25 protein-coding genes are annotated in these 20,627 nt (G+C 57.4%); 4 read left to right on the forward strand and 21 right to left on the reverse strand.

Features of this window, described 5'->3' with window-relative positions:
- Positions 1-163: 163 nt before the first annotated feature.
- From XH88_RS36830 to XH88_RS36875, 9 genes are all read right to left on the reverse strand, one after another.
- Positions 164-511 (reverse strand): (2Fe-2S) ferredoxin domain-containing protein, encoded by a 348-nt coding sequence (locus XH88_RS36830; protein ID WP_271673056.1) that lies wholly within the window; start codon positions 509-511, stop codon positions 164-166.
- Between the two features lie 1,190 nt (positions 512-1,701).
- Positions 1,702-1,956 carry a hypothetical protein gene (locus XH88_RS36840; RefSeq protein WP_271673058.1) on the reverse strand — a complete coding sequence of 85 codons (255 nt, stop codon included), beginning with the start codon at positions 1,954-1,956 and terminating at the stop codon, positions 1,702-1,704.
- Positions 1,957-1,990: 34 nt separating this feature from the next.
- Positions 1,991-2,350, reverse strand: a complete 360-nt coding sequence (locus XH88_RS36845) for a DUF3024 domain-containing protein (RefSeq protein ID WP_271673059.1) — start codon at positions 2,348-2,350, stop codon at positions 1,991-1,993.
- Positions 2,351-2,602: 252 nt separating this feature from the next.
- Positions 2,603-2,917, reverse strand: a complete 315-nt coding sequence (locus XH88_RS36850) for a nitrogen fixation protein NifZ (protein WP_271673060.1) — start codon at positions 2,915-2,917, stop codon at positions 2,603-2,605.
- Between the two features lie 330 nt (positions 2,918-3,247).
- Positions 3,248-3,472: a 4Fe-4S binding protein gene (locus XH88_RS36855; protein ID WP_080139663.1), complete on the reverse strand. Its 225-nt coding sequence runs from the start codon at positions 3,470-3,472 to the stop codon at positions 3,248-3,250.
- 10 nt (positions 3,473-3,482) lie between these two features.
- The gene (gene nifB, locus XH88_RS36860) at positions 3,483-5,042 is read right to left on the reverse strand and encodes a nitrogenase cofactor biosynthesis protein NifB (RefSeq protein ID WP_271673061.1); all 1,560 of its coding nucleotides are present in this window, start codon (positions 5,040-5,042) and stop codon (positions 3,483-3,485) included.
- A 703-nt stretch (positions 5,043-5,745) separates the two neighbouring features.
- Positions 5,746-5,970 carry a putative nitrogen fixation protein NifT gene (gene nifT, locus XH88_RS36865; RefSeq protein WP_271673062.1) on the reverse strand — a complete coding sequence of 75 codons (225 nt, stop codon included), beginning with the start codon at positions 5,968-5,970 and terminating at the stop codon, positions 5,746-5,748.
- 5 nt (positions 5,971-5,975) lie between these two features.
- On the reverse strand, positions 5,976-7,148 hold the full coding sequence (gene nifS, locus XH88_RS36870) for a cysteine desulfurase NifS (RefSeq protein ID WP_271673063.1): 1,173 nt from the start codon (positions 7,146-7,148) through the stop codon (positions 5,976-5,978).
- A 320-nt stretch (positions 7,149-7,468) separates the two neighbouring features.
- Positions 7,469-7,789: an iron-sulfur cluster assembly accessory protein gene (locus tag XH88_RS36875; RefSeq protein ID WP_271673064.1), complete on the reverse strand. Its 321-nt coding sequence runs from the start codon at positions 7,787-7,789 to the stop codon at positions 7,469-7,471.
- Positions 7,790-8,048: 259 nt separating this feature from the next.
- Here XH88_RS36875 and XH88_RS36880 point away from each other — a divergent pair, with 259 nt between their 5' ends.
- Complete coding sequence (locus tag XH88_RS36880; protein WP_271673065.1) at positions 8,049-8,639, forward strand: hypothetical protein; 591 nt, start codon at positions 8,049-8,051, stop codon at positions 8,637-8,639.
- A gap of 9 nt (positions 8,640-8,648) precedes the next feature.
- Here XH88_RS36880 and XH88_RS36885 read toward each other — a convergent pair whose 3' ends face one another.
- Positions 8,649-9,044 carry a Rieske (2Fe-2S) protein gene (locus XH88_RS36885; RefSeq protein ID WP_271673066.1) on the reverse strand — a complete coding sequence of 132 codons (396 nt, stop codon included), beginning with the start codon at positions 9,042-9,044 and terminating at the stop codon, positions 8,649-8,651.
- Between XH88_RS36885 and XH88_RS36890 the strand changes: the two genes are divergently transcribed.
- Positions 9,039-9,461, forward strand: coding sequence for a hypothetical protein (locus XH88_RS36890; RefSeq protein WP_271673067.1), 423 nt, complete (start codon positions 9,039-9,041; stop codon positions 9,459-9,461). The genes XH88_RS36885 and XH88_RS36890 overlap by 6 nt on opposite strands.
- A gap of 5 nt (positions 9,462-9,466) precedes the next feature.
- Here the strand turns inward: XH88_RS36890 and XH88_RS36895 are convergent, their stop codons facing one another.
- A complete protein-coding gene (locus tag XH88_RS36895) occupies positions 9,467-9,754 on the reverse strand; it encodes a hypothetical protein (RefSeq protein ID WP_271673068.1) in 288 nt (95 codons plus the stop codon).
- A 540-nt stretch (positions 9,755-10,294) separates the two neighbouring features.
- On the reverse strand, positions 10,295-11,173 hold the full coding sequence (locus XH88_RS36900; protein ID WP_271673069.1) for a host specificity protein: 879 nt from the start codon (positions 11,171-11,173) through the stop codon (positions 10,295-10,297).
- A 195-nt stretch (positions 11,174-11,368) separates the two neighbouring features.
- Here XH88_RS36900 and XH88_RS36905 point away from each other — a divergent pair, with 195 nt between their 5' ends.
- On the forward strand, positions 11,369-11,638 hold the full coding sequence (locus XH88_RS36905) for a hypothetical protein (RefSeq protein ID WP_271673174.1): 270 nt from the start codon (positions 11,369-11,371) through the stop codon (positions 11,636-11,638).
- A 34-nt stretch (positions 11,639-11,672) separates the two neighbouring features.
- Positions 11,673-12,362, forward strand: a complete 690-nt coding sequence (locus tag XH88_RS36910; protein ID WP_271673070.1) for an IclR family transcriptional regulator — start codon at positions 11,673-11,675, stop codon at positions 12,360-12,362.
- A 105-nt stretch (positions 12,363-12,467) separates the two neighbouring features.
- Here the strand turns inward: XH88_RS36910 and XH88_RS36915 are convergent, their stop codons facing one another.
- From XH88_RS36915 to nifD, 9 genes are all read right to left on the reverse strand, one after another.
- Positions 12,468-12,692 (reverse strand): hypothetical protein, encoded by a 225-nt coding sequence (locus XH88_RS36915; protein WP_271673071.1) that lies wholly within the window; start codon positions 12,690-12,692, stop codon positions 12,468-12,470.
- Between the two features lie 8 nt (positions 12,693-12,700).
- Positions 12,701-13,000 (reverse strand): ferredoxin III, nif-specific, encoded by a 300-nt coding sequence (fdxB, locus tag XH88_RS36920; RefSeq protein ID WP_271673072.1) that lies wholly within the window; start codon positions 12,998-13,000, stop codon positions 12,701-12,703.
- Between the two features lie 11 nt (positions 13,001-13,011).
- Positions 13,012-13,212 (reverse strand): CCE_0567 family metalloprotein, encoded by a 201-nt coding sequence (locus XH88_RS36925; protein WP_271673073.1) that lies wholly within the window; start codon positions 13,210-13,212, stop codon positions 13,012-13,014.
- Complete coding sequence (locus XH88_RS36930) at positions 13,209-13,685, reverse strand: NifX-associated nitrogen fixation protein (RefSeq protein ID WP_271673074.1); 477 nt, start codon at positions 13,683-13,685, stop codon at positions 13,209-13,211. The genes XH88_RS36925 and XH88_RS36930 overlap by 4 nt, the downstream gene beginning before the upstream one ends.
- A 6-nt stretch (positions 13,686-13,691) precedes the next feature.
- Positions 13,692-14,087: a nitrogen fixation protein NifX gene (nifX, locus tag XH88_RS36935; protein ID WP_271673075.1), complete on the reverse strand. Its 396-nt coding sequence runs from the start codon at positions 14,085-14,087 to the stop codon at positions 13,692-13,694.
- Complete coding sequence (nifN, locus tag XH88_RS36940; protein WP_271673076.1) at positions 14,084-15,493, reverse strand: nitrogenase iron-molybdenum cofactor biosynthesis protein NifN; 1,410 nt, start codon at positions 15,491-15,493, stop codon at positions 14,084-14,086. The genes nifX and nifN overlap by 4 nt, the downstream gene beginning before the upstream one ends.
- A gap of 9 nt (positions 15,494-15,502) precedes the next feature.
- A complete protein-coding gene (gene nifE / locus XH88_RS36945) occupies positions 15,503-17,149 on the reverse strand; it encodes a nitrogenase iron-molybdenum cofactor biosynthesis protein NifE (protein WP_271673077.1) in 1,647 nt (548 codons plus the stop codon).
- Between the two features lie 74 nt (positions 17,150-17,223).
- Complete coding sequence (nifK, locus tag XH88_RS36950) at positions 17,224-18,780, reverse strand: nitrogenase molybdenum-iron protein subunit beta (protein ID WP_271673078.1); 1,557 nt, start codon at positions 18,778-18,780, stop codon at positions 17,224-17,226.
- A 66-nt stretch (positions 18,781-18,846) separates the two neighbouring features.
- Positions 18,847-20,349, reverse strand: coding sequence for a nitrogenase molybdenum-iron protein alpha chain (nifD, locus tag XH88_RS36955; RefSeq protein WP_271673079.1), 1,503 nt, complete (start codon positions 20,347-20,349; stop codon positions 18,847-18,849).
- Positions 20,350-20,627: the final 278 nt, after the last annotated feature.

The following is a 20,627-nucleotide window of genomic DNA, read 5'->3' on the forward strand; positions in this document are numbered from 1 at the left end:
TAGAAACGGTACGCCGCGCCAAGCTCAATGACGTGCTGTCAACGCACTCCTGAGCGCAAGGTGCCCGGTTAACCTCAGACGATCTGAGTTCCCAACGGCCGGCTCATGGACGAACAAACCGTTCATCCTTGCCAGCCAGGGCAAGTGGCCGCAAGCGACGCCTCTAGCTTCGCTTGAGCACCATCACAAGGCGGTCGACACGTTTGCCCTGCTTGAGGTGGGAGTTGACGATCTCGTCAACGTCCTCAGGCGTGGTCGCGCGATACCAGACGCCATCGGGGTAGACAACCAGCAAGGGACCAGCGTTACAAAAGCCAAGGCAGCCCGCTGTCGCGAAGCCAATATCGTTGAGGCCTTGCGCTTCGATCGCCTTGCCCATTCGATCCCAGAGACCTTGCGCGCCGGAGGCGCCGCAACTGCCGTGCTGATGGCTTGGCGGACGCTGCGTGTTGCACGCGAAAACGTGATGCCTATAGAGCTGCGGGAGATCGACTCTGTCTTCTGAATTCACGCACCTATTCTCCGATAGTTGACTTCAGCTGGAGGGATGAGGTGTGAGCACATAGTCGCCCACAACGTCTAACGATTGAACGCCCCATTGGCGATGGACACGAGTGATTCCCACCCGCCTTGCGAAAGCAGCCGGAATGAGAGGGCGGCATAGTCGTTGTCGCCGCTGAAGATGAGCGGTCGATGCCTTGGCGTCCGAAAGCGCTTCCTGATCAATACCAACGTCATCTTCCGATCTCATTATTCATTCACCACTCACTTGTCATTCAAGTTCTCCAAAGCAAGTTGCCCACCAGATGTGTAACGGGTGCGTCTCACAATTCGGCGCAGTCGCAACTATGTCGGCGCTTCTCGCCCCTAGCAGCGATCTGAGACGGGCTAAAAGCCCATGGCCTCGATCAGAATGATGGCGTCGGTCGGACTGATTCGATCTGCTCGCTTATCAAGTCGCCGGCAATCCGTTCGCTGATGCCGGCCCCGCGGTCCCCTGCTTGAAGGCATCGACCGCAGTCCGGCTCAGCCGAAAAACCCCTCGGCCCCGAGCGAGCGGCCGATAAGCCGAGCTCGCACGGGTGTTGAGGACATCAAACCATTGGTTCGGAGTGAGCTTTGCTGGACGCTCGCTGATTTGTATCACCCGCCCGTTCGGCGCGAAGCGGACGTGGATGATGACTTCTTGAGAGTTCATACCGATTCCCGTTTTTGGACACCAACGATCACGAGCTGGACACCGACACACTCGATTGTAATGTGCTTGCTTTCGGACATCTTGGCGCCTGCCTCAAGCCGCGCCTTGCACGCCGAGACTTTTCTAATGATCGAGCATGCCTTCTCCGCACTCACCTGGAACATTTCTCTTGCGGCTTTCTAGATGCGTTGTCTTCGGCGGCCGGCACCCTCCTGCACTGGGCGGATCACGATGTCGCCCGGCAACGCCGTACAAACCAGGTGTCCTTGGTCCGCTTGCTCATCTCTTGCGCTGACAAAACCTAAACTCACCGCAATGAATCTCTCGTACTTCTTTGTCTTGGATGACGAGCATCTCAGTCAATCGCCGCGCAGGCGCCCACGTTGTCGCCACATCTTTCATGGTCTCGACGATAAACTCGATCTGCTTGCCCTGGGATTTCATCGGAAATTTTAAAATGCACTACGCCATATTCCGCTGGTTCAGTGCTCACCGGCCAACATTCATCTTGGCCAATACAATCCCGGTCGCTCGCGTTCGGTCAGCCGTAATCTGCACGCAGTGGTCCAATCAATCAAGCAGATGAAGATCGAAACGAGGACACTGTTGGAACGGCTGATCCGATAAACCTGACGCATCACAGCGCACACAAGCAAGCTGCGGAAGGCAGCGGCGCAGCTCGACAAGGTGACGCATGTCGGCGCCATCGGCAGCATGCAGTTGTTCGATTCGATCAATGCGTCCGTCGTGAGCGCCATCGTCGTTCCTCTATCCCTCGGACACGGCGGCCCCTCATTGCCAGAACAGGCGCTCGGGATCCGCATTCAACTCGTCGATTGCAGGAGTCAAGCGGTGATAAAGGCTGTAGAATTCCCAGACTCCCCCCGCGTGATTCTTGTGAAACAGCTTCCAGATCCCGCTCACGGAATCATAAAGAATCAGCGCGACGTCCACCAAAGCGCCGTCCTTGTCGATGTTGCGCGAGCAACAGGGACTCTCGATGAGGTAGCCGCCCCTCACTGGCGTCACGTTTGGCGAGACGTAGAGATAGCGCTTGCGCGCGTTCAAGCCGCGCTCGATCCGTTTGCGATCAAGCTCGTTGGGGTGAGGAACTAGCCCGGTCTTTGCTTTCCTCATCAGTGCGGCATTCATGACGAAAGCCTCCATTCAAAGCACTTTGATTTCTTCTTGAAGATCAGCACATGAGCAGCTCCTCACCAAAATCGCACAATAAAGATCGGCTCATAAACTTCGTTGTTGAGAGTATCGATGATGGTCTGGCGGGTCGTTCTGGCGGCGAGCAAAGCTTCGTCGGGCTCCGTATTGGTAGTGAGCGGTCCTTGATGAGGTCGGCGGCGGGTTTGCCGCGCTGGCCCCGCCGATATTTCGTAACACCTTGCTTAGTCATGACTCCTCCGGTAATGGCAAATCATCGACCTCCTCGCAGGCATCTACTGGCTCTAGCTCCTTGCGTTTCATGCCAACGCGGCGGCCGCTTTCCAAAAACTCTACACCGTAGATGTAGAATTGCTGTAAGAACGTACCGATCGAGATGACGTAACCCACCTCCCCCTTCTTGACTAAGACGTCGCCAATCTCCTTACCGGGATAGGTGCCATCATTGCGGATGGTGCGATTGGCTCGAAGCTTCTGGCCAAAGCTGAAGACGGGCGGATCGCTTAGCTCGACGACGTCGCTGTCGCGAAGAATGCTGTTCATATACCGCTCCTTATGCATTCGCTCGCTCTAGAGATGCAGTGAGGCCGCATGGCCCCCGACGCGACATTCCACATCACTTCGTGCCCGCGCGCGATATCGTCAACCACATCAACGATGGGAGCGCGGCCTGGAAGGCCGCTCTCGGCATTACGAAGCGCTCTCGACCGCCGAAATGCCGCCAAGCCATGCTGCCGACCAGCAACAGCAGGATAATCCAGAGCAGTCGCCGTCCATAAGGGAGAGCGAACGTCGGCACCTCCGATCCAACGGGCGGCGCTTGCGACGTATTCGGCACCAAGTCCTGGCATGCCGCTCATGAGGGCTCACGCTTTAGACTGGCGCTTGGTAGCGAGGCAACGACGTGTCAACCACGCAGGTATTGTCGACCGGACAGGCGGCGGCACATTGCGGCTCGTCAAAATGGCCGATACATTCGGTGCATTTTGCCGCTTCAATGACAAAGCTTCCCCCCTTCTCGGAGATAGCAACGTTCGGGCATAAGGGTTCGCAGGCTGAGCAGCTCGTACACTGCGAGGCGATGATTTTGAACGGCACATACTTCTCCTTACGCCGCAGAGATCCGATTTCCCAGCCGACACGCAGGCTCGCCGCGCTGCACGTGCTGGATCTCCCCGCGCTTCACCTTGTCGAGATAGGATCTGAACCAAGCGATCGCTGACTTCTCAATGAACTCATGAGCGAATTGATCAACCGGCTCGATTCCCGCCTTGATCAGACTGCTTTTCGGGCAGCCGCCGATCTTAGCGACGAAGACCGCATGGCAGTCACGGATGTCGCGCATGATCGCGGATAATCTATCTTCTTCGCCATAGCCGCCCTGGCAGTAACCTTCCACACGCCGTAGACCGACGAACTTGGCGCCGGATGTGGAAAGCTCGTACACTTGGAATTCCTTTGCATGTCCAAAGTGCTCGTTGATCAACCCGGAGCCCTTGGTTGCGACCGCCACCAGAAGAGTGATCGCGGCCATCTCTCCGGAAACTTCCGGAAGCTCCCTTTGGCCGGCGGCGACCTTGGAACGGCGCTCATTCTCTACCGTTTCCTGATAAGCCTTGCGCACCGCTAAGTCATATTGGACGTCCATTTTCATCACCTGATCATTAGTGAACTCTGCGCTGCGATCCTCGCCGAGTAGACCGACGGCATCAGCGCGGCACTGGCGGCAATGCCGCATGATGCTTATCTGCCCTTCGCAAGCATCTTGCAGCGCCTTCAATTCTTGCGCCGTCGGGCCGCGCTGACCGTTGAGACCAAATGCTGTTCCGTGCTCGGGCGCAGAGATCAGCGGCATGATATTGTGAAGGAAGGCACCGCGCGACGTGACCGCCTTATTGACCTCGACCAGGTGGTCATCATTGATGTTCGGGATCATCACCGAGTTGATCTTGCACAAAATGCCGCGTTCGCTAAGCATCTCGAGGCCTTGCAGCTGGCGATGGGTGAGTATCCTTGCCGCCTCGATGCCGGCGTATCGCTTGTGGTTGAAGAAGATCCACGGATAAATCTTGGCTCCGATTTCCGGATCGACCATGTTGATCGTGATGGTGACGTGGTCAATTTTGGCCCTGACGATGGTATCCACATAGTCCGGCAGTGCGAGTCCGTTGGTTGACAGACACAGCTTGATGTCGGGAGCAGCCTGGCTGACCAGCTCGAACGTTTTAAACGTCTTTGCTGGATTGGCCAGAGCATCGCCGGGACCAGCGATGCCAAGCACTGTCATCTGCGGAATGGTCGTCGCCACTGCGATCACTTTTCTCGCCGCCTGCTCGGGGGTGAGTTTCTCGCTCACCACACCGGGACGCGATTCATTGGCGCAGTCGTATTTTCGGTTGCAGTAATTGCACTGGATGTTGCAAGCAGGCGCTACCGCGACATGCATGCGAGCGTAATGATGGTGCGCATCTTCACTATAGCAGGGGTGGTTTTTGACCTTTTCCCATATCCCGATCGGCAGATCGCCTTGGCTGGCCTGCGAGCCGCAGCTCGCCCGCCCGGTTTTGGCCGAAGCGCGGCAGCCCTTATGCTCGGTGATGGGCTGCATGATGTTCCCGCCATTCATTGCAGCTTTGATATACTTTCCACGTCCCACGACCGCGTTCATTCCCATTATCTCTGAAAGCATCATCGCCCCAGGTCATTCTTGAGCGCGCTTCAGGAAGCTGCATAGCAACTTGCATGCCATGGCCAGGATGTGCGATTGCAACCGTAGTCCACCGAGTTATCACAACGATAGCGTTTGCGCTGCAATAACAGCAATGATGAGCCTGTCGGCAAAGCGACAGAAGCGTCGCCATTCTCACTCAGAGCTCCAGCGCTTGCGCATTCACTCTCGCGCTGGACGCGCCCGCATCCGGCTTCATCCAAACGGGGCTTCACGCGCTGCCGCTTCCAATTGGGCGGATCCCAAATGGGGGATCCGGACTTCATAAGGCTAATAGTGGGCGACACGCGTCCTACTATGACGGGCAGCAATGAGGGCCAAAGATGATGGTGCAATCGCCTCGACCCAACTGGCCGAGCATTGTCTGCGCCATCCATGCCGTCGCGGCGGGCTCACGTTTGCTGATCTTGATATGCTGCGCCGACAGCCATTCTTTCCCCAAAGACCCCCGGGGCAAGGCCAACCTGCCGGCAAAGGAAGCCGACCGATGCCTCTGGGTGCGCTCAGCACATCGCATCTGAACAATTCCGTCATACCAGGACGAGATAGATGATAATGCTTCCGGTCCCCAGGCGGGCGCCAAGGTCCACGAGAGTTACCTTTGCATCCGCCGCATCGAGAAAGTCGATCTCCGTGAGTGCCTTCACGGGTCGTGGCCGTTCTCATCCCGCCTTTTCGCGTCGACTGTGATCGGTAGCCGTGTGTCGCTCGCCATCTCGGGCAAATCGAGCACCCAGCCGTTAGCCACTTTGATCCAGCCGCCCCATAGGGTCTCGTACTCGGAGGCCACGATTGGCTCTTCGAGATCTTTTTTTGGCACGTAGATCGACAGTCCCGCGTCCGGAGAGCGGCGGATCATGATTTTCACTAGGTCTACTCCCCGACTGTGACGCTGCAGGTGGCGCGCATGCGAGCCACGATATCTGACACTGCGCACACGACCTCATCGACTTCAGCGAAGGTGGTTTCACGCGAAAGAGAAAAGCGAATGGCGCCGTGCATCCGCCACGCCGGCACCTGCATGGCACGCAGAACATGCGATGGCTGCATTGAGCCCGAACTGCAGGCTGATCCGAGCGACACGGCGATGCCCGCCCGGTTGAGACGGTGGGCAATGCCTTCGCCTTCGAGATGGTCGAAGGCAATATTGGTCGTGTTCGCCAAACGATTGCCGATGTCGCCGAGCACAGCGCACCCGCCATTGCGCAAAATTCCCTGCTCAAGGCGGTCACGTAACGCGCCAATGCGGACGCGCTCGGGTTCAAGCCGCTCCGCCGCAAGTTCGGCAGCTCTTCCCAGTCCGACGATACCGGGAATATTCTCGGTCCCGCCGCGTCGCCCTCGTTCCTGTGATCCGCCGCAGATCAGGGGCCGGAATTTAATCCCTTTGCGCAAATATAGCGCGCCGACCCCCTTGGGGCCGTGCAGTTTGTGCGCGGATAGCGACAACATGTCGATCGCGCTGTTCTTTAGGTTTAAGCGCACCTTACCAATCGCCTGGACCGCATCTGTGTGAAACAGCGCGCCCGCCTCACGGGTCAACCCGGCCAGAAACTCCACAGGAAACATCGTTCCGGTCTCGTTATTGGCCCACATAACCGAGGCGATCGCTGTTCGTGGCCCAATCGCGCAGCGAAACGCCTCGATGTCGAGCCTGCCGCAAGCATCTACGGGTACAATGCGCGTCTTGATTCCCCTTGCCGCCAATTGCTCCGTTAGCGCAAGTACGGCGGGGTGCTCAACCGAAGTGGTGACCACCTCGTCCCGACCTTCTTGCGTCGCAAGCGCAGAGAGGATTGCGGCATTATTGGCCTCGGTCCCTCCCGAGGTGAAGACGATTTCATGATCGTATGCACTACCTAACAGGCCGCTCAGGCTTCTCCGGGCCTGCCTCACAGCGACTGCGACCTCGCTGCCGAAGGCATGCCTTGACGAGGCATTGCCGAATTGCTTAGTGAAGAAAGGCAACATTGTTTGCACGACGGATCGATCAGTCCGCGTCGTTGCATTGTTATCGAGGTAGATCGGCGCTCGATTTTCGCTCAATCCACCACCTCGCCTGCAGCAGCAACGACGACCAGGCGGTCCAATCCTCCGATCGAATCTATGAGTCGCGCCTGAATGCCTCCTAACCTTCTCGAACGCTTGCACGACCTGCCAGCACCGGCCGGCCTTGCCATGAGCATGCTGCTATCGTGCCGATCAGCTAACAGTCGCCACCGCCGGCTTGCAGATTGGGCCGGATCTCTTCGTGCACGCCGCGAATGCGACCCTCCCGCTTCGTAGTGAACGACAATATCCTCAGTTGTTCTGGTTCGGCCGGCACGGTTCAATGCCTTCTCCTCATCATTGATCAATGTTTTCCCTCAGCCGAACGATTTTCCGCAGGAGCAGTTCGCGGTCGCGTTCGGGTTGTGAAAGGTAAAGCCAGAGCTCTCCGGACCCAGCACGAAATCAATAGTCGTGCCGACCAGATGCTCACGGCTCTTGTTATCGACGAACACCCTCAGCCCATCGCGTTCGATCACGGTGTCGTCAGGCTTTGGCTCCTCGGCGAAGCCCATCTTGTATTTGAATCCATTGCAGCCGCCTGCTTCGATCATGACGCGCAGACCACCGGCTGGGCGCGCCGACGATGAAATCGCGCTTTTGATTGCATTCACTGCGCTATCCGTCAGGTTGATCACGTCTTTCCCTCATCAGCTTGGACCCAGCTAAGAGCAAGTCACGTGCCAGCGCGCAGACGCCGGGTGATGCTCGCTTTCGCACTGTTGGCTTTGGAACGGATGTTGGGATCCTGACAAGGCTACTTGAGGCGGTTCCGGCCACCGGCGCGTTTTCTTTCTAAGCTACATTGAAGGCCGCTACGCATGCGACGGCAGGCGATTTGCATCTCATCTGACACCGCCCAAAGGGTCGGTGATGAGCTTAGTCGAGGACAATTTAATGACTGCAATCGAGAACACCGCACTCGGCAGACTTGAGAAGGAGGGCCGCCTTCTCAACGCCGTACTCAAAGGCGCGACCACCAAGCCGGGCCGGTTCGGCTTTCGGGGCGACATCGCACTAAAGTTCCAGACTCAGGTCGCTGACGAGAAACGTCCGCCAGACTATTCGATCGAGCAGGTTCTGACGATCGCGCAGGACGGAGAACGCACCATTCCTGTGCTGGCTGGCTACTTACATTCCTTCGCGTATCTTGCTGACGTCGCGACCGTCCTCGACGGTGCCTTAAGCTCAACCGGCAGCTACTTCATTTTCTGCAACAACATCGATTTGCTGGCGAAATACCGAGTTAAGCTCGGCGAGATTAACTTCCACGTCTTACCGTGCGATGAATCCACCGTTTGGAAGGAGCTCATGGACCTGGTCGGGCTGAACAAGGACGACGTCAAGAAGCTCGATCCGGGCGGCAAGCTTGATTACCTCCTCGATGCCACAAAGGATCTCGATCTATCCTATGAGGAGATCTCGTATGACGACGGACTAAAGAGGATGGAGGCTGTGAAAAACCGCAACGAGAACCGGCCGGTCTGAGCGCGGTCTTCAGTCGTTGGCCGATGCATCGTCTTCCACAAGATGCACACCGACGACACAGATGTCACCATCTAGAACTGGCAACGGGATCGGTGTGAGCGCTTTGCCCCGACATGGACCTTCGACGCACCGCCCGGTGCCGAGGTCGAAGGTCGAACCGTGCTTGCCGCACATCAGCCGGATGCCGTATGGATCGAGGAATTGGTTCCGCTCCCAGTCCAAATTGACGCTGTTGTGGGGGCATTCATTGACATAGCCAAGCACCTTCTTGCCCCAGCGCACCACAATGATGGACCACGGGCGGTGATTGCCGTCATCATCGACGACTATAAGATTAAATCCCATGGCCTGACGGCTCGGAATGTCGTTAAAGCCGCAAATCGCATAGATCGCATCTGGTTGCATTCATCGCTCGTTTTTTGCAAGACGTTCTTCATTGTCGCGGTGCAATCAACGCTGCAAGAACCGTACAAGTGCGGGAACGGCTCGTGTTTCGGACAAACCAATGCGCAAACTTCGCCATTGGAGCACACCTCGTTGGACCGGGCGCACAATTCAGGCCAGTTCCGCACACAGCATGCCTTCCTCATGATCTTCCATGCGGCCTGCAGCAAGCCCCGTCAGCTCACAGGTACGCGTATCGGCACGCCCACAGATCGCGCCTTTGCAGGCTCTCGTACTCGCCTTGCCACTCCGCCGTCAGCCGGAGAACCCACTGCAGGTGACAGGGTGGACGCGTTTTTGCCCCGCAAGGCCGTCACTCTGGAAATCACCGGTCGAGATGCCGCGACCGGCAACAAGACATCCAGAGTTCTGGTCTGACGTGCTCACAGCGGCAGGATCGCCGAGCTGAACCGGATCCGCCAGCCATCTCCGGCCGCCCCGTGGTCACGAACCTTCGCCGACGCCACCTCGACCAGGACGATACCGGTCACAATGTTCGCGCCGGACCGTAACCAAGCCGCGCGAAGTCTGTCGGCAAGCTTCAAGCCCTTCAGCGTGGCAAGAAATGCCTCGGCTTCGACCTCGACGGCACGCGCGAGATGCTGCCGCGCACCGCGGCGCAGGACACCGTTAGTGGGTCGGCGATCTCGTAGGCAGACAATGCGGGACAATATTGGTAGTCTCATTCATGCGCATCACTCTCCTCGAAGGTGGCAGGCTTCTACACCCGCCTCGATACGCCGCCTATCTCAGGCCGTCATCACGCACTTTCCCCACAGCTCCAAGCGAAGCTCGAGGCCAAGTTTGACCATCTCGCGGAGAGACCATATCATTTCCCGCTTGCTTGTCCTCGATCTGCTTCGTGATCACTTCATGGTACTCGTTGAGCGCACGCCGCCGCTCCTACGGGCCCTGCTTTGGTGGATTGACAAAGCACATTGCGCTCGCGAGCGGAGGGTCCCCGACTTTATGGTTCAGCAGGATTGGTCGGCGACCGCCCCCTAGCCGACCCCGGTGCTGCGCAGCGCCAGCTCAGGCAGCTGAGGGCTAAGCCGCGCTGGCGGCGAGCGGCCCAGCGCTGGTTGGTGCAGCACTCCGGGCGCGACCCCGCCGCCTAACGCAAGGTCGTCTTGAAGTGGCGAGCCATTCCTGCAGCAACATAGTCACTGAGCTCAGTAGCCACCGCTTTAAGTCCGGCCTCGTTCACGCGACTATTCGCCAGCCGAACTCGGGCCTAGATTAAGGCGCTCGAAGTACCAAGACGTGTCATCGCCGGACGACTCTGTCTCATCACTTGCTTCACTCGGAGCTCGCTCGATTTTCGCCTGAGCACCACTACTCTCGGCGGCGAGATATCCTTCAGGTTTGCCTACCCGTTGCCATTTACCTTCAGCGTTATGTGTCCACTTGTCGGGATGCTGGTGAGGATCAAGCACCCAGTGATTCTTATCACTCACAGGAACAAAGCCCATCTGAGCCAGACGTTGTTCGATGCCTGGCAACGCAGGTTTTGACATAATCAATGCTCGCTCGCCGTCCTGCCGAAGCTGATGCTCCAGTAGAATATCGCCAGCGTTCTCTACGAGCGGATGAGTAACCCGAAGATCTACTTGGGATGTGACCGCGTCTCTTCCGGGAAACTGGGCACTGAATCGCCTTCCTCCTACCCGAAGTTCGCCTTCTGTTCTCAGAAGCCCAACAGTTTTGTCACCCAAGCGATAGGCGTAATATCGCGCCTCGACCGTATCTTCGTCGGTGTGACCGTAGGTTCTAGCAACGTTTGCTGCGCGCTGAGCTTTTGTGGATATGAAATCCGGATACTCCGAGAGTTTATTTTCGGCAATTTGCTTGATGTCATCGCCATAGAAGGCCTTGACTTCTTTCCCGAAGGCATCGATGTCGATCTCGAAGATCGGAGGTTTGGAAAGAACGGAGTACGGCCGTGTCGCTGCCTGAGACGAACTTGGGCCAGCATCGGGTGCCATGCCTGCAAGTCTTTCCGCAAAGCCCTCGTCATCTGAATGACTCGATTCATCAGCCTGAATAGCGCTTGTGGATTGGCTGGATGAGCCAACAATTCGGCCATACATCGGATCGTTCTCCTGTCGGTACGGTTTGGCGGTGCTGAGCTCGCGCGAGCTCTACCGACGATGGTAAGAGCTGTAGCTGACTATGAGCTGACGCGCCGAGGTTGAGCATCTGTCGTGCGCTCTGGTGAAGAGGAAGCTACTTCGTCGTCCTAGACGAACGGCTAAGCGATTGAGCTAGGATCGCATTTTGTCGCTGTGGACTCGTTTGCGAATGCAGTGTTTGGTGTACCTGGCACCGGAGCCTTGCAGTTTCATTTTTTTGTATTCTGTCGTATCGCCAGTCATGATTCCATCGTCGCATCGGAGGTGGCGATCCAACCGAAGAAGCAAGGGACAAGGGGATCGGGCGATCTGTTCCGGGCCAAGCTGAACCAGATCATCAAGATGAAGCACGCGCCGGTTCAGCTGGCCGACGAGGTCGATCGCGCAGCTTCGCTTATTATTGCATTTATCGGCGGCTCATGAATATTAGTTCTGTACGATAGAACCGGAATCGCAGATGACCAAGACTGGTGTGGATGCCGTGGCGCGCGCGCTCGCCATTCTCAAGACATTTGGGCCTGAGCGCCGCGAACTGACTCTGACCGAGCTTGCGACGGCGACCGATCTCTACAAGAGCACCGTGCTGCGGCTCGCAGCGACGCTGGAAGAGGGGGGCTTCTTGACGCGCGGCGATGACCGGCTGTATCGACCAGGGCCGGAGCTTTGGCGCCTCGGGTCGCTGTATCGCCAGAGCCTGGACCTCGGCGATCTCGTTCGGCCGACGTTGCGCCGGTTGGTAGAGGCCACCGGAGAAACGGCGTCGTTCTATATTCGTGACGGCAACGAGCGCATCTGCCTGTATTGCGTGAACTCGCCCCGCGCCGTTAGGCATCATCTCGACGAGGGCCAACGGCTGCCGCTCGATCGCGGCGCCGCCGGGCATGTGCTGGCCGTCTATGGCGACGGCCCCGGGGCGAGCCGGAAGAAGGTGCTGGAGCAAGGATATTACGTCTCGCTTGGCGAGCGCGATCCGGAGGTCGCAGCCGCCGCGGTCCCTGTCATTGACAATCAGGGCAAATTGCGCGGCGCGCTGTCGGTCTCAGCCATCCGTACCCGCTTCGAGGCGCAGTCGCAAAAGCTCGCGCTGAAGTCCCTCAAGTCGGAAGCGCAGGTGCTCGCTGGCCTGCTGCCCGCAAGCGAGGGGTGACCGCGGTGTCCGCTCCCAAATACTCCTTTCGCGCCCCTTGCCCGGGACTGTTCCTCCTGCGAGAGCTGGTCTCATTTGGAAACGACTGCCAACTTATTGAAATTGCTAGAGGGCATTTTCCAGCATTTTTCCAAACGCGCCCTGCAATCGTTGAATAATCAAACTGGAATCTCTTCCCCCCACCATGAAGTCATCTCGGTCCATCTCTGCAATGGGCGAGTTCGAAACCAGAGCGTATCGCGCCGTTGTTTCGGATGGCGAGCCATCCGGCTGCATGCCTGCAATTGTTTCCGCAAAGCGGGGGCTATCTCCCGCTTCTCCCCCATTCATCAGCTTCGCTAGGCAGCCTCGGCTCCGGCTGAAACATGGGTCTGGCAGTTGGCTGGGCAAACCCTAGCGCACGCACCGCAGCCGATGCAGGCGCCTTGATCGCTCAGAACCATTATCTTCTTTTCGACTTCATCGTCTTCGTCACTGTCGAGGCTGACGAGTTCGCCCTCCTCGTTGATTCCTTTCAAAGTCATGACATCTCGACCGCACACCTTGAAACAGCGGCCGCAGCCGATACACTTCTTGGCATCGATCGAGGTCAAGTATTGTGGCGTCCAGTCGCGGCCGTCTCGCGTTGCAAATGACATGCACTCCCCCTTCAAGCATTTTCCAGCGCTTTCAGCTCGCGATGCTTGCGCTCGAGTTCGGCATGGACATCGTACGCCTTCTGCGCCACCACCATAATCGAGGTCCAGTTGATGGGCAATTCTTCCGAAAGGTCGTGCAGATCCATCTTGGCTTGCGTCGCCTGGACGGACAGTTTCTTTAGTTCTGCCTTCAGTGTTTCACGATCGCTCATGAGTATCCCCAGTAGTTCGCCACGTCCGGAAATTTCCGAATCAGGTCGATTCCGTCGCTGACACATTTGTCGCCCTGCTGCGCGAGCTTTATCAAACTATCGAATCCGAAGCGATGCACATCGCGCAGCTGCTTGTTCACAGCGATCAGACGGCCTGAGATGAGCACCATGCGGACGAAGCCTTCATGATGCAGATCCAGAATCGGCTGGGTCATCGCGCCGGTCTCCCTCTCGATCGAGAGCGCGACCGCATCGAAGAACAGCTTAAGCCGCCGCAACGCATCCTGATCAGGATCACCGATAATCGGCGACGCGCGCCGGTTCTCCTTGTCCAGAATATAGAGTTTGAGCAGATCGAGATCGCTCTTCGCCTCCCAGGCTCCGTTGGTGTCCTGAGCACGCCAAACCTTGATCAACTCCATGAGGAACGGCGCGTCGGAGGCGCTCCCCTGCTGCTCTCTTTTCCCGGTCATATCACCTCAGTCGTCGAACTCGAACGTACCCCGTCGGTCCTTTGCCATGGCCTTGCGTAGCCAAGGAGGTGGCGTGCCCTTTAGTACGCCCTCGAGTTTTTCGAGCAACACCAGAATGCTTTCTGGCTTATTCACCTTGATAGGATGGATCTTGTTGGCCACCACTCGCGCAGCCCCAGCACCGCCAATGGCGGCAACGTAAAGGATTGCGCAATCCTTGATTGCTTCGATCTTCGGCGCCAACTTGTCGTCATTTCCGTCTTCCTTAAGATCGCCCCCAAACTCAACCGCCTTGAGAAACACGTGCCCGCCAGGCGTGACATCGTAGATTGCGATATTCTTTGCCCAACCAAAATGGGCATCGACGCGTCTCAGGTCTTGAGTGGCAAATGCGATCTTCATACAGTGGAGCTCTCAGCTGCGCCGGTGGAGCTGCGATACCCGGATCGTCGCGGCGATCCGGCCGCAGTCCGCCATCTATCGGGCGTAGGGCCGTCGTTCTCTTCGCGGTGCGCGATAACGAGATTGGCGATATCGAAGATCAGATTGCGGGTACCACGATAGCCCACGGATAGTTGGTGTCCCGCGCCGAGTCGATCGAACATCGGAAAACCTGTACGATAGAACGGCACTTTCAGACGCGCCGCCGCTTGCCTTCCATGCGAATGCGTGATCAGCAGGTCACAACGTTTTCGTTTGGCAAGTCCTTCCAGATCTTCGAGGTCGCCAATGAGAACCTCCTTGGTCCTGATCCGCTCGATCACCTCCGACTGAGTGGTCGTCACGGCGACGGTCACCTGCGCGCCCATATCGTGCAGCATGCCGGACAAATCGAACAGGAGGTCTGGCTCAGCACCGATCGCGACTTTGCGACCGCCAATATGGAAGTGAGCGTCCAGCATAGCGTCGGCGAGCTGACTGCGTTGCCGTCGATATTTCAAGGGTATCGGGCGGCCGCTGATCTCGCTCAAAAACATCATGAATTCGTCGTTCGGATGGAGACCACACAGCCGCTCGAACACGCGAAAAGGCACGCCGGTCTTCGCCTGCATGACCTCAGCCGCGCGCTTCATCTGCGCTCCGATTGCAATCGTCCACCCTGCGCGCCCCATGCTCGCGATTTCGTCCACGTCAATGCCGCCGATGGTCGTTGACGTAAACTCTTCGGGGATATGCCCGTCGAGGGATCCTGCCAAGTCAGGGAGGAAGGAGGGACACAATCCGAAATCCTCCAACAAGACACGGAGTTCATCAAGGTCGCCGGGCGTCAGGTGACACCCCGGCAGAACATTCACCTTCGATGGATACCACAGGCCATTGGCGCTGGGCCGGTCCACCAGTACCTCCACCATGCGTGCAACAGCCTTCTCCCAGCCATCCTGGAACGCGCCCTTGAAATCAGGCGTTGATACATACACCAGTGGCAACTTTGCGAGTTGCGGATGATTGCTCCGGATTAGCTTGAGGTACGCATCGACATCGTCGCCATTGGTCTCGGTGACACCGGTCGAGCAGATCCCGATGATCTTTGGCTTGGTACGGTTATAAATGTTCAGTATCGCCTGCTCGAGATTCTCATAGCCGCCGAGTACGGTCGCAACCTCGCTCATCGCGGTGGTCTGCAGCGGTATTGCTTCTTTGAAATGCCGCACAAAGAGCGTGAGCCCGAAGGATGTGCACCCCTGGGAGCCGTGCAGAAGCGGCATCGCCCCGCGCAGCCCCATGAAGGCGTATGCGGCGCCGATCGGCTGGCTCATCTTCAGCGGGTTGACAGCGCAGGCTTTTGTTGGCGCCGTGACGAGGGCCATGGCGACTCCCTACTCTGCGGCCTGTCGCATGTCAGACGGCTCGGACACAAACATATCTTCGATGCGTCTTCGACAGCAGCCACCGCCCGCATTGGTATGCTCTCGGACCGCTGCGACGCTCCTCAAGCCGTGCACGTAAATTGCATCCTCAATCGTGCCCAGATCAACGCTCTTACACACGCAGATCTTCCTCGCGCGCCGCGCGGTTTCGGCGAGCGCCGGATCGCAGGCGATTGCGGCCATCGGCGATTGCATCTGCTCCCTCTCCTTGGCCAATGCCTCCCATGGCGCTGGTCGACGTAGCTGCTCCCACATCGGACTGGAGAGTGACTTATCGATCTCCTCCACCAGCTTAACCGTTCCGACATAGCCCATATAGGCGTGGCAACGCTCCTGGTTGATATCAAGCCACGGCACCGCCGCCTTCAGCGCGACAAACTGCGACTTGCCGCCTGATAGCATGATGTCCGCTTTTGCGTCCTTCAACATCTTGTACATTTCGCGCGCGGTCATGTCCTCGATCATGTGGGCATCCTGCCCCATGAGCTCCTTGATGCGCTCCTTGTCTTCCCTGGTCGATTTCTTCACGCTAGTTCCGACTAACTCCAGCCCGGCTTCCTGGAGTGCCGCAACGACCGACCATGACTTGACGCCGCCCGTCATCAACAAGGCCTTTTTGCCTTCGAATCGCGGCTTGTACGGCTCGATGGCAGCCCACGCCCGCGCTTCCTCGCGCGCGATCACCGCTTCGGTGCGCCCGAGCAGATCTGTCGGGGCGCCGCGTTCAACCAATAAGCGGGCGAGCTGGCGTAGCGATTCGCTTGAATCCTGAATACCGTAGAACGACCCCTCGAAGAATGGGATCCCGTAACGTTGCTCCATCTTGCGTGCCACGTTGACCATGGACTTTGAGCACACCAACATCGCCGCCCTCGCGCGATGAGATGAAGCGACTTCGCGATATTTACCATCGCCGGAGATGCAGCAGAGAATTCGCACTCCGAGCTCGTCTAGCAATGGCTTCACTTGCCAGAGCTCTCCCGAAAGGTTGTATTCTCCGATCAGATTGATGTCGTACGGCGTGGTGTAGTCCGGTTCTCGCGTCCCGATCACATAGTCGAGCAAGGCCTCACCGGCGAGTTTGTTACCGAGGTTCTTCGAACCGACGAAACCCGGAGAATTGATCGGGATCACCGGCTTTGAGAATCTTTGAGATGCTGCCTTGCAGACTGCGTTGATGTCATCGCCGATCATCGCCGGGATGCAGGTTTGATAGACGAAGATGGCGGGCGGATCGTACTTCTCGATGATCTCCTTGATCGCTTTGCAGAGCCGCTTCTCGCCTCCGAAAACAATATCGGTTTCGCTCAAATCGGTTGTGAATGCGGTGCGCCACAGATCCGAGCCGGACGACGCCGCGCCGCGATTGTCCCAGGAATTACCCTCGCACGCGATCGGACCATGTACCAAGTGAGCGACATCTGTGAACGGCTGCAGCGCAACCTTCGCGCCATCGAAAGCACAGCCGCCGGCAGCGCTACCCGGCTGCAACTGTCTGGTGCAGCCCTTCCTGCGCTCAGCCTCCGACTTACTGGCATTCTTGGCGCAGCCCGGCTCGTCGAAGATATTCTGCACCGTGGCCGCTAGTGAACTCATCCTGTTTCCTCTCAGGGCAAATAAATGCTCGTGCCATCGTCCTGTGCTTGGGCGATGGCACCTGTAGTCGCTCATCAACGAATGATGTCGAAGCTGTAGTCCGTCTTGCCAAGAACGTTGGTCTTCTTGTCGATCTCGTCGAAGATCTTGTCCAGGATCTTCACCAGTACATTTAGACCGCCCTGATAGCCCCATACGGGGGAGCGGTGATGGTGATGCCGATCAAAGATCGGAAAGCCGATGCGGATCAGTGGCGTTCCGGTATCACGCTCCAGGTACTTCCCGTAGGTGTTTCCAATCAGAAAATCGACCGGCTCGGTGAACAAGAGCGAGCGCATGTGCCAGAGGTCTCGACCCGGATAGACTTGGCAGCCCTGCCCAAATGGCGAGCTTGCAAGCAGCGCCTGCATTTTTTCTTCCCACGCTTTGTTGCCGTTGGTGGAAAGCACATGAATCGGTTCGGCGCCGAGTTCGAGCAGAAACGCAGCCAATCCATAGCAAAGATCCGGGTCGCCATAGATCGCGAACTTCTTGCCGTGAACATGAGCGCTGGAGTCGGCGATGGCATCAACCAGGCGACCACGTTCTCGCGCGAGTTGCTCGGGAATCTCCTTGCCGCTGATGCGTGACAGCGCGACGATCAAGTCATCGGTTGCGGATAAGCCCACCGGATAGTTGAAGGATACAACGTCCTGGCCGTGCTCCGCCACGAATGCCAGCGTTTTTTCCGTGCACCACTGCTGCATGGAAATAGTCGCCTTGGCGTGAATCGCGTTCGCCGCATCCTCCAGCGTCGTACCACCCTCATACATCCGGAATTCGCCGTCTGTCGGAGTGTCGAACACTTCAGAATTATCGGCGAGAACCGTGTGCTGGATGCCCATCAATTCCAAGATGCGCTTGGTCTCGCGAAGGTTGCCGACGGTATAGCCATCGAATCCACCAATGATGTTGATCGATCCATTCGGTTTGCGCTCCAGTTTCGGCGCTGTTCCGGCCTTGCCGTCCCAAAAATGCTCCAGAATGCCCTTGAGCGCATTGTCATAACCGGTGACGTGGCTGCCAACGAACGCCGGCGTGTGGGCGAACGGCACGTCGAAGTCCGCCGGAACCGAGCCTTTTTCTTTTGACGTCTTGATGAAGGCGTTGAGGTCATCGCCGATCACTTCGGCCATGCAGGTAGTGGAAACCGCAATCATCTTCGGTTTGTACATGTTGTAGCTGTTCGCGAGACCGTCGGTCATGTTGTTCAGACCGCCGAATACGGCAGCGTCTTCCGTCATTGATGAAGAGACACAGGAGCTAGGCTCCTTGAAGTGCCGCGATAGATGACTGCGGTAATAGGCCACACAGCCTTGCGAGCCGTGGACGAAGGGCAAGGTGCGCTCAAAGCCAACAGAGGCGAATACGGCGCCAAGCGGCTGGCAAGCCTTGGCCGGATTTACCGCTAGCGCCTCCCGCGCAAAGTTCTTTTCGCGATATTCGGCGGTTTTCGTCCATTCCTTGATACGTTCGACCTCGGCAGGATCGCGAGGATTCTCGAATAACTTCTTCTTGGCCAGCATCTGCTGGTATTCTGGATCGCGGAACAGTTCGACATGATCGAGCACTTGCTCGGCACTCTGCGCCATTGGTGAAATCCTTCACTATCGAGATTTGTATCGCCCCGGCTTTCCCAGAGAGCGAGATGAATTGCTTTATTCTGCAGCCTGGAGCTTGGCGCTCGAAGCTTCCTTCCAGGGGGCCTTCGTTTTCTTCCAAACCGGCGAGTTGACGGCCATGTCCATGTCGCGCGCAAAGATCGCAAAGCCGTCATAGCCGTGATATGGACCCGAATAGTCCCACGAATGCATCTGCCGGAACGGCACACCCATCTTTTGGAAAACGTACTTTTCCTTGATGCCCGAGCCGACAAGGTCAGGCTTGAGCTTTTCGACGAAGCGCTCGAACTCATAGCCATTGACGTCATCATAGATGAGCGTGCTGTCCTTCACGTAGTGCTGAGCTGTGCGCTGATAGTCGTCGTTGTGACCGAACTCGTACCCGGTGCCAATTACTTCCATCCCTAGGTCCTCATATGCGCCAATAACATGACGCGGACGGAGCCCGCCGACGTACAGCATCACCGTCTTGCCCTTCAGGCGCGGGCGATATTTTGCGATCACGGCATCCACTAGCGGCTGATACTTCTCGATCACTCGCTCGGCGCCTTCCTTGATCTTGTCGTCGAAATAACCTGCAATCCTGCGTAGCGACTCCGCGATCTTTGAAGGTCCGAAGAAGTTGTACTCGCACCAAGGGATACCGAACTTCTCTTCCATGTGGCGTGAGATATAGTTCATTGAACGATAGCAATGCAGAATATTGAGCTTTGCCTTCGGCGTTGCTTCGAGCTCGGCCAGTGAACCGTCGCCGGACCACTGCGCGATCACGCGAAGGCCCATCTCCTCCAGCAGAATTCGTGATGACCAGGCATCGCCGCCGATATTGTAGTCTCCGATGATCGCAACATCGTACGGCGTCGGCTCGAACTTTGGTTTGCCGTCGCCCTCGAGGTGGCCGAAAATCCAATCGCGCACCGCATCGTTAGCGATGTGATGGCCTAGTGACTGCGACACGCCCCGGAAGCCCTCACAACGGACCGGCACGATGGTCTTGCCGCCATATTCCTTGGATTTCGCTCTTGACACGGCCTCAATATCGTCGCCGATCAACCCTATCGGGCATTCCGATTGGATCGTGATGCCGTTGTTAAGTGGAAACAGCTCTTGGATTTCATCAAGGATTTTGTCCAGTTTTTTGTCTCCGCCGAATACGATATCCTTTTCCTGGAAGTCGGAGGTGAACTGCAGAGTCACGAAGCTATCGATGCCGGTCGTGCCGACGTAATAGTTGCGTCGCGAGCCCCACGAATACTGACCGCAGCCGACCGGGCCATGGCTGATATGAACCATGTCCTTGATCGGTCCCCAGACCACTCCCTTTGACCCTGCATAGGCGCAGCCTCTGATCGTCATCACGCCAGGTATGGATTTGATGTTGGACTTCACCCCGCAGTCTGACTTGCCGGCTTGGTGAACGTTGAGGTGCTTGGCACGCCGTTTCGCGGTTTTTTCCGGATAGACCTTAAGCACCTCCTCGATCAGCTCTTTGTTGCGAGCCCTGGTTTCTGCGATGCTCTGGGTCGTGGCGAGACTCATCTGATGTCCTTCAAAGGTTAGCTGTTGCGAGGGCGGCTTCTTGACCCAAGTTTTGCAACCAGCATGCCAGCGTCTCGTCAGCACAAAAAACCGAACAATCAAAGTTGCTTAGCGCGCCTCGTGCGGCAAAAGGGGTGTTGTTGCGAATCCGACATCGCGCTTTGCGCAGAGAACTCTTGGTTTGGGCCTGTTCGAAATGGAACAAGGCGGGCTGTGCGTGAAATTCCCTGCGCAGCTCTCGAGCGTATCCGGCACCGCAGTATTCTGGGATCGAAGGC

This window comes from Bradyrhizobium sp. CCBAU 51627, from assembly GCF_028128765.1.
Classification (GTDB): Bacteria; Pseudomonadota; Alphaproteobacteria; order Rhizobiales; family Xanthobacteraceae; genus Bradyrhizobium.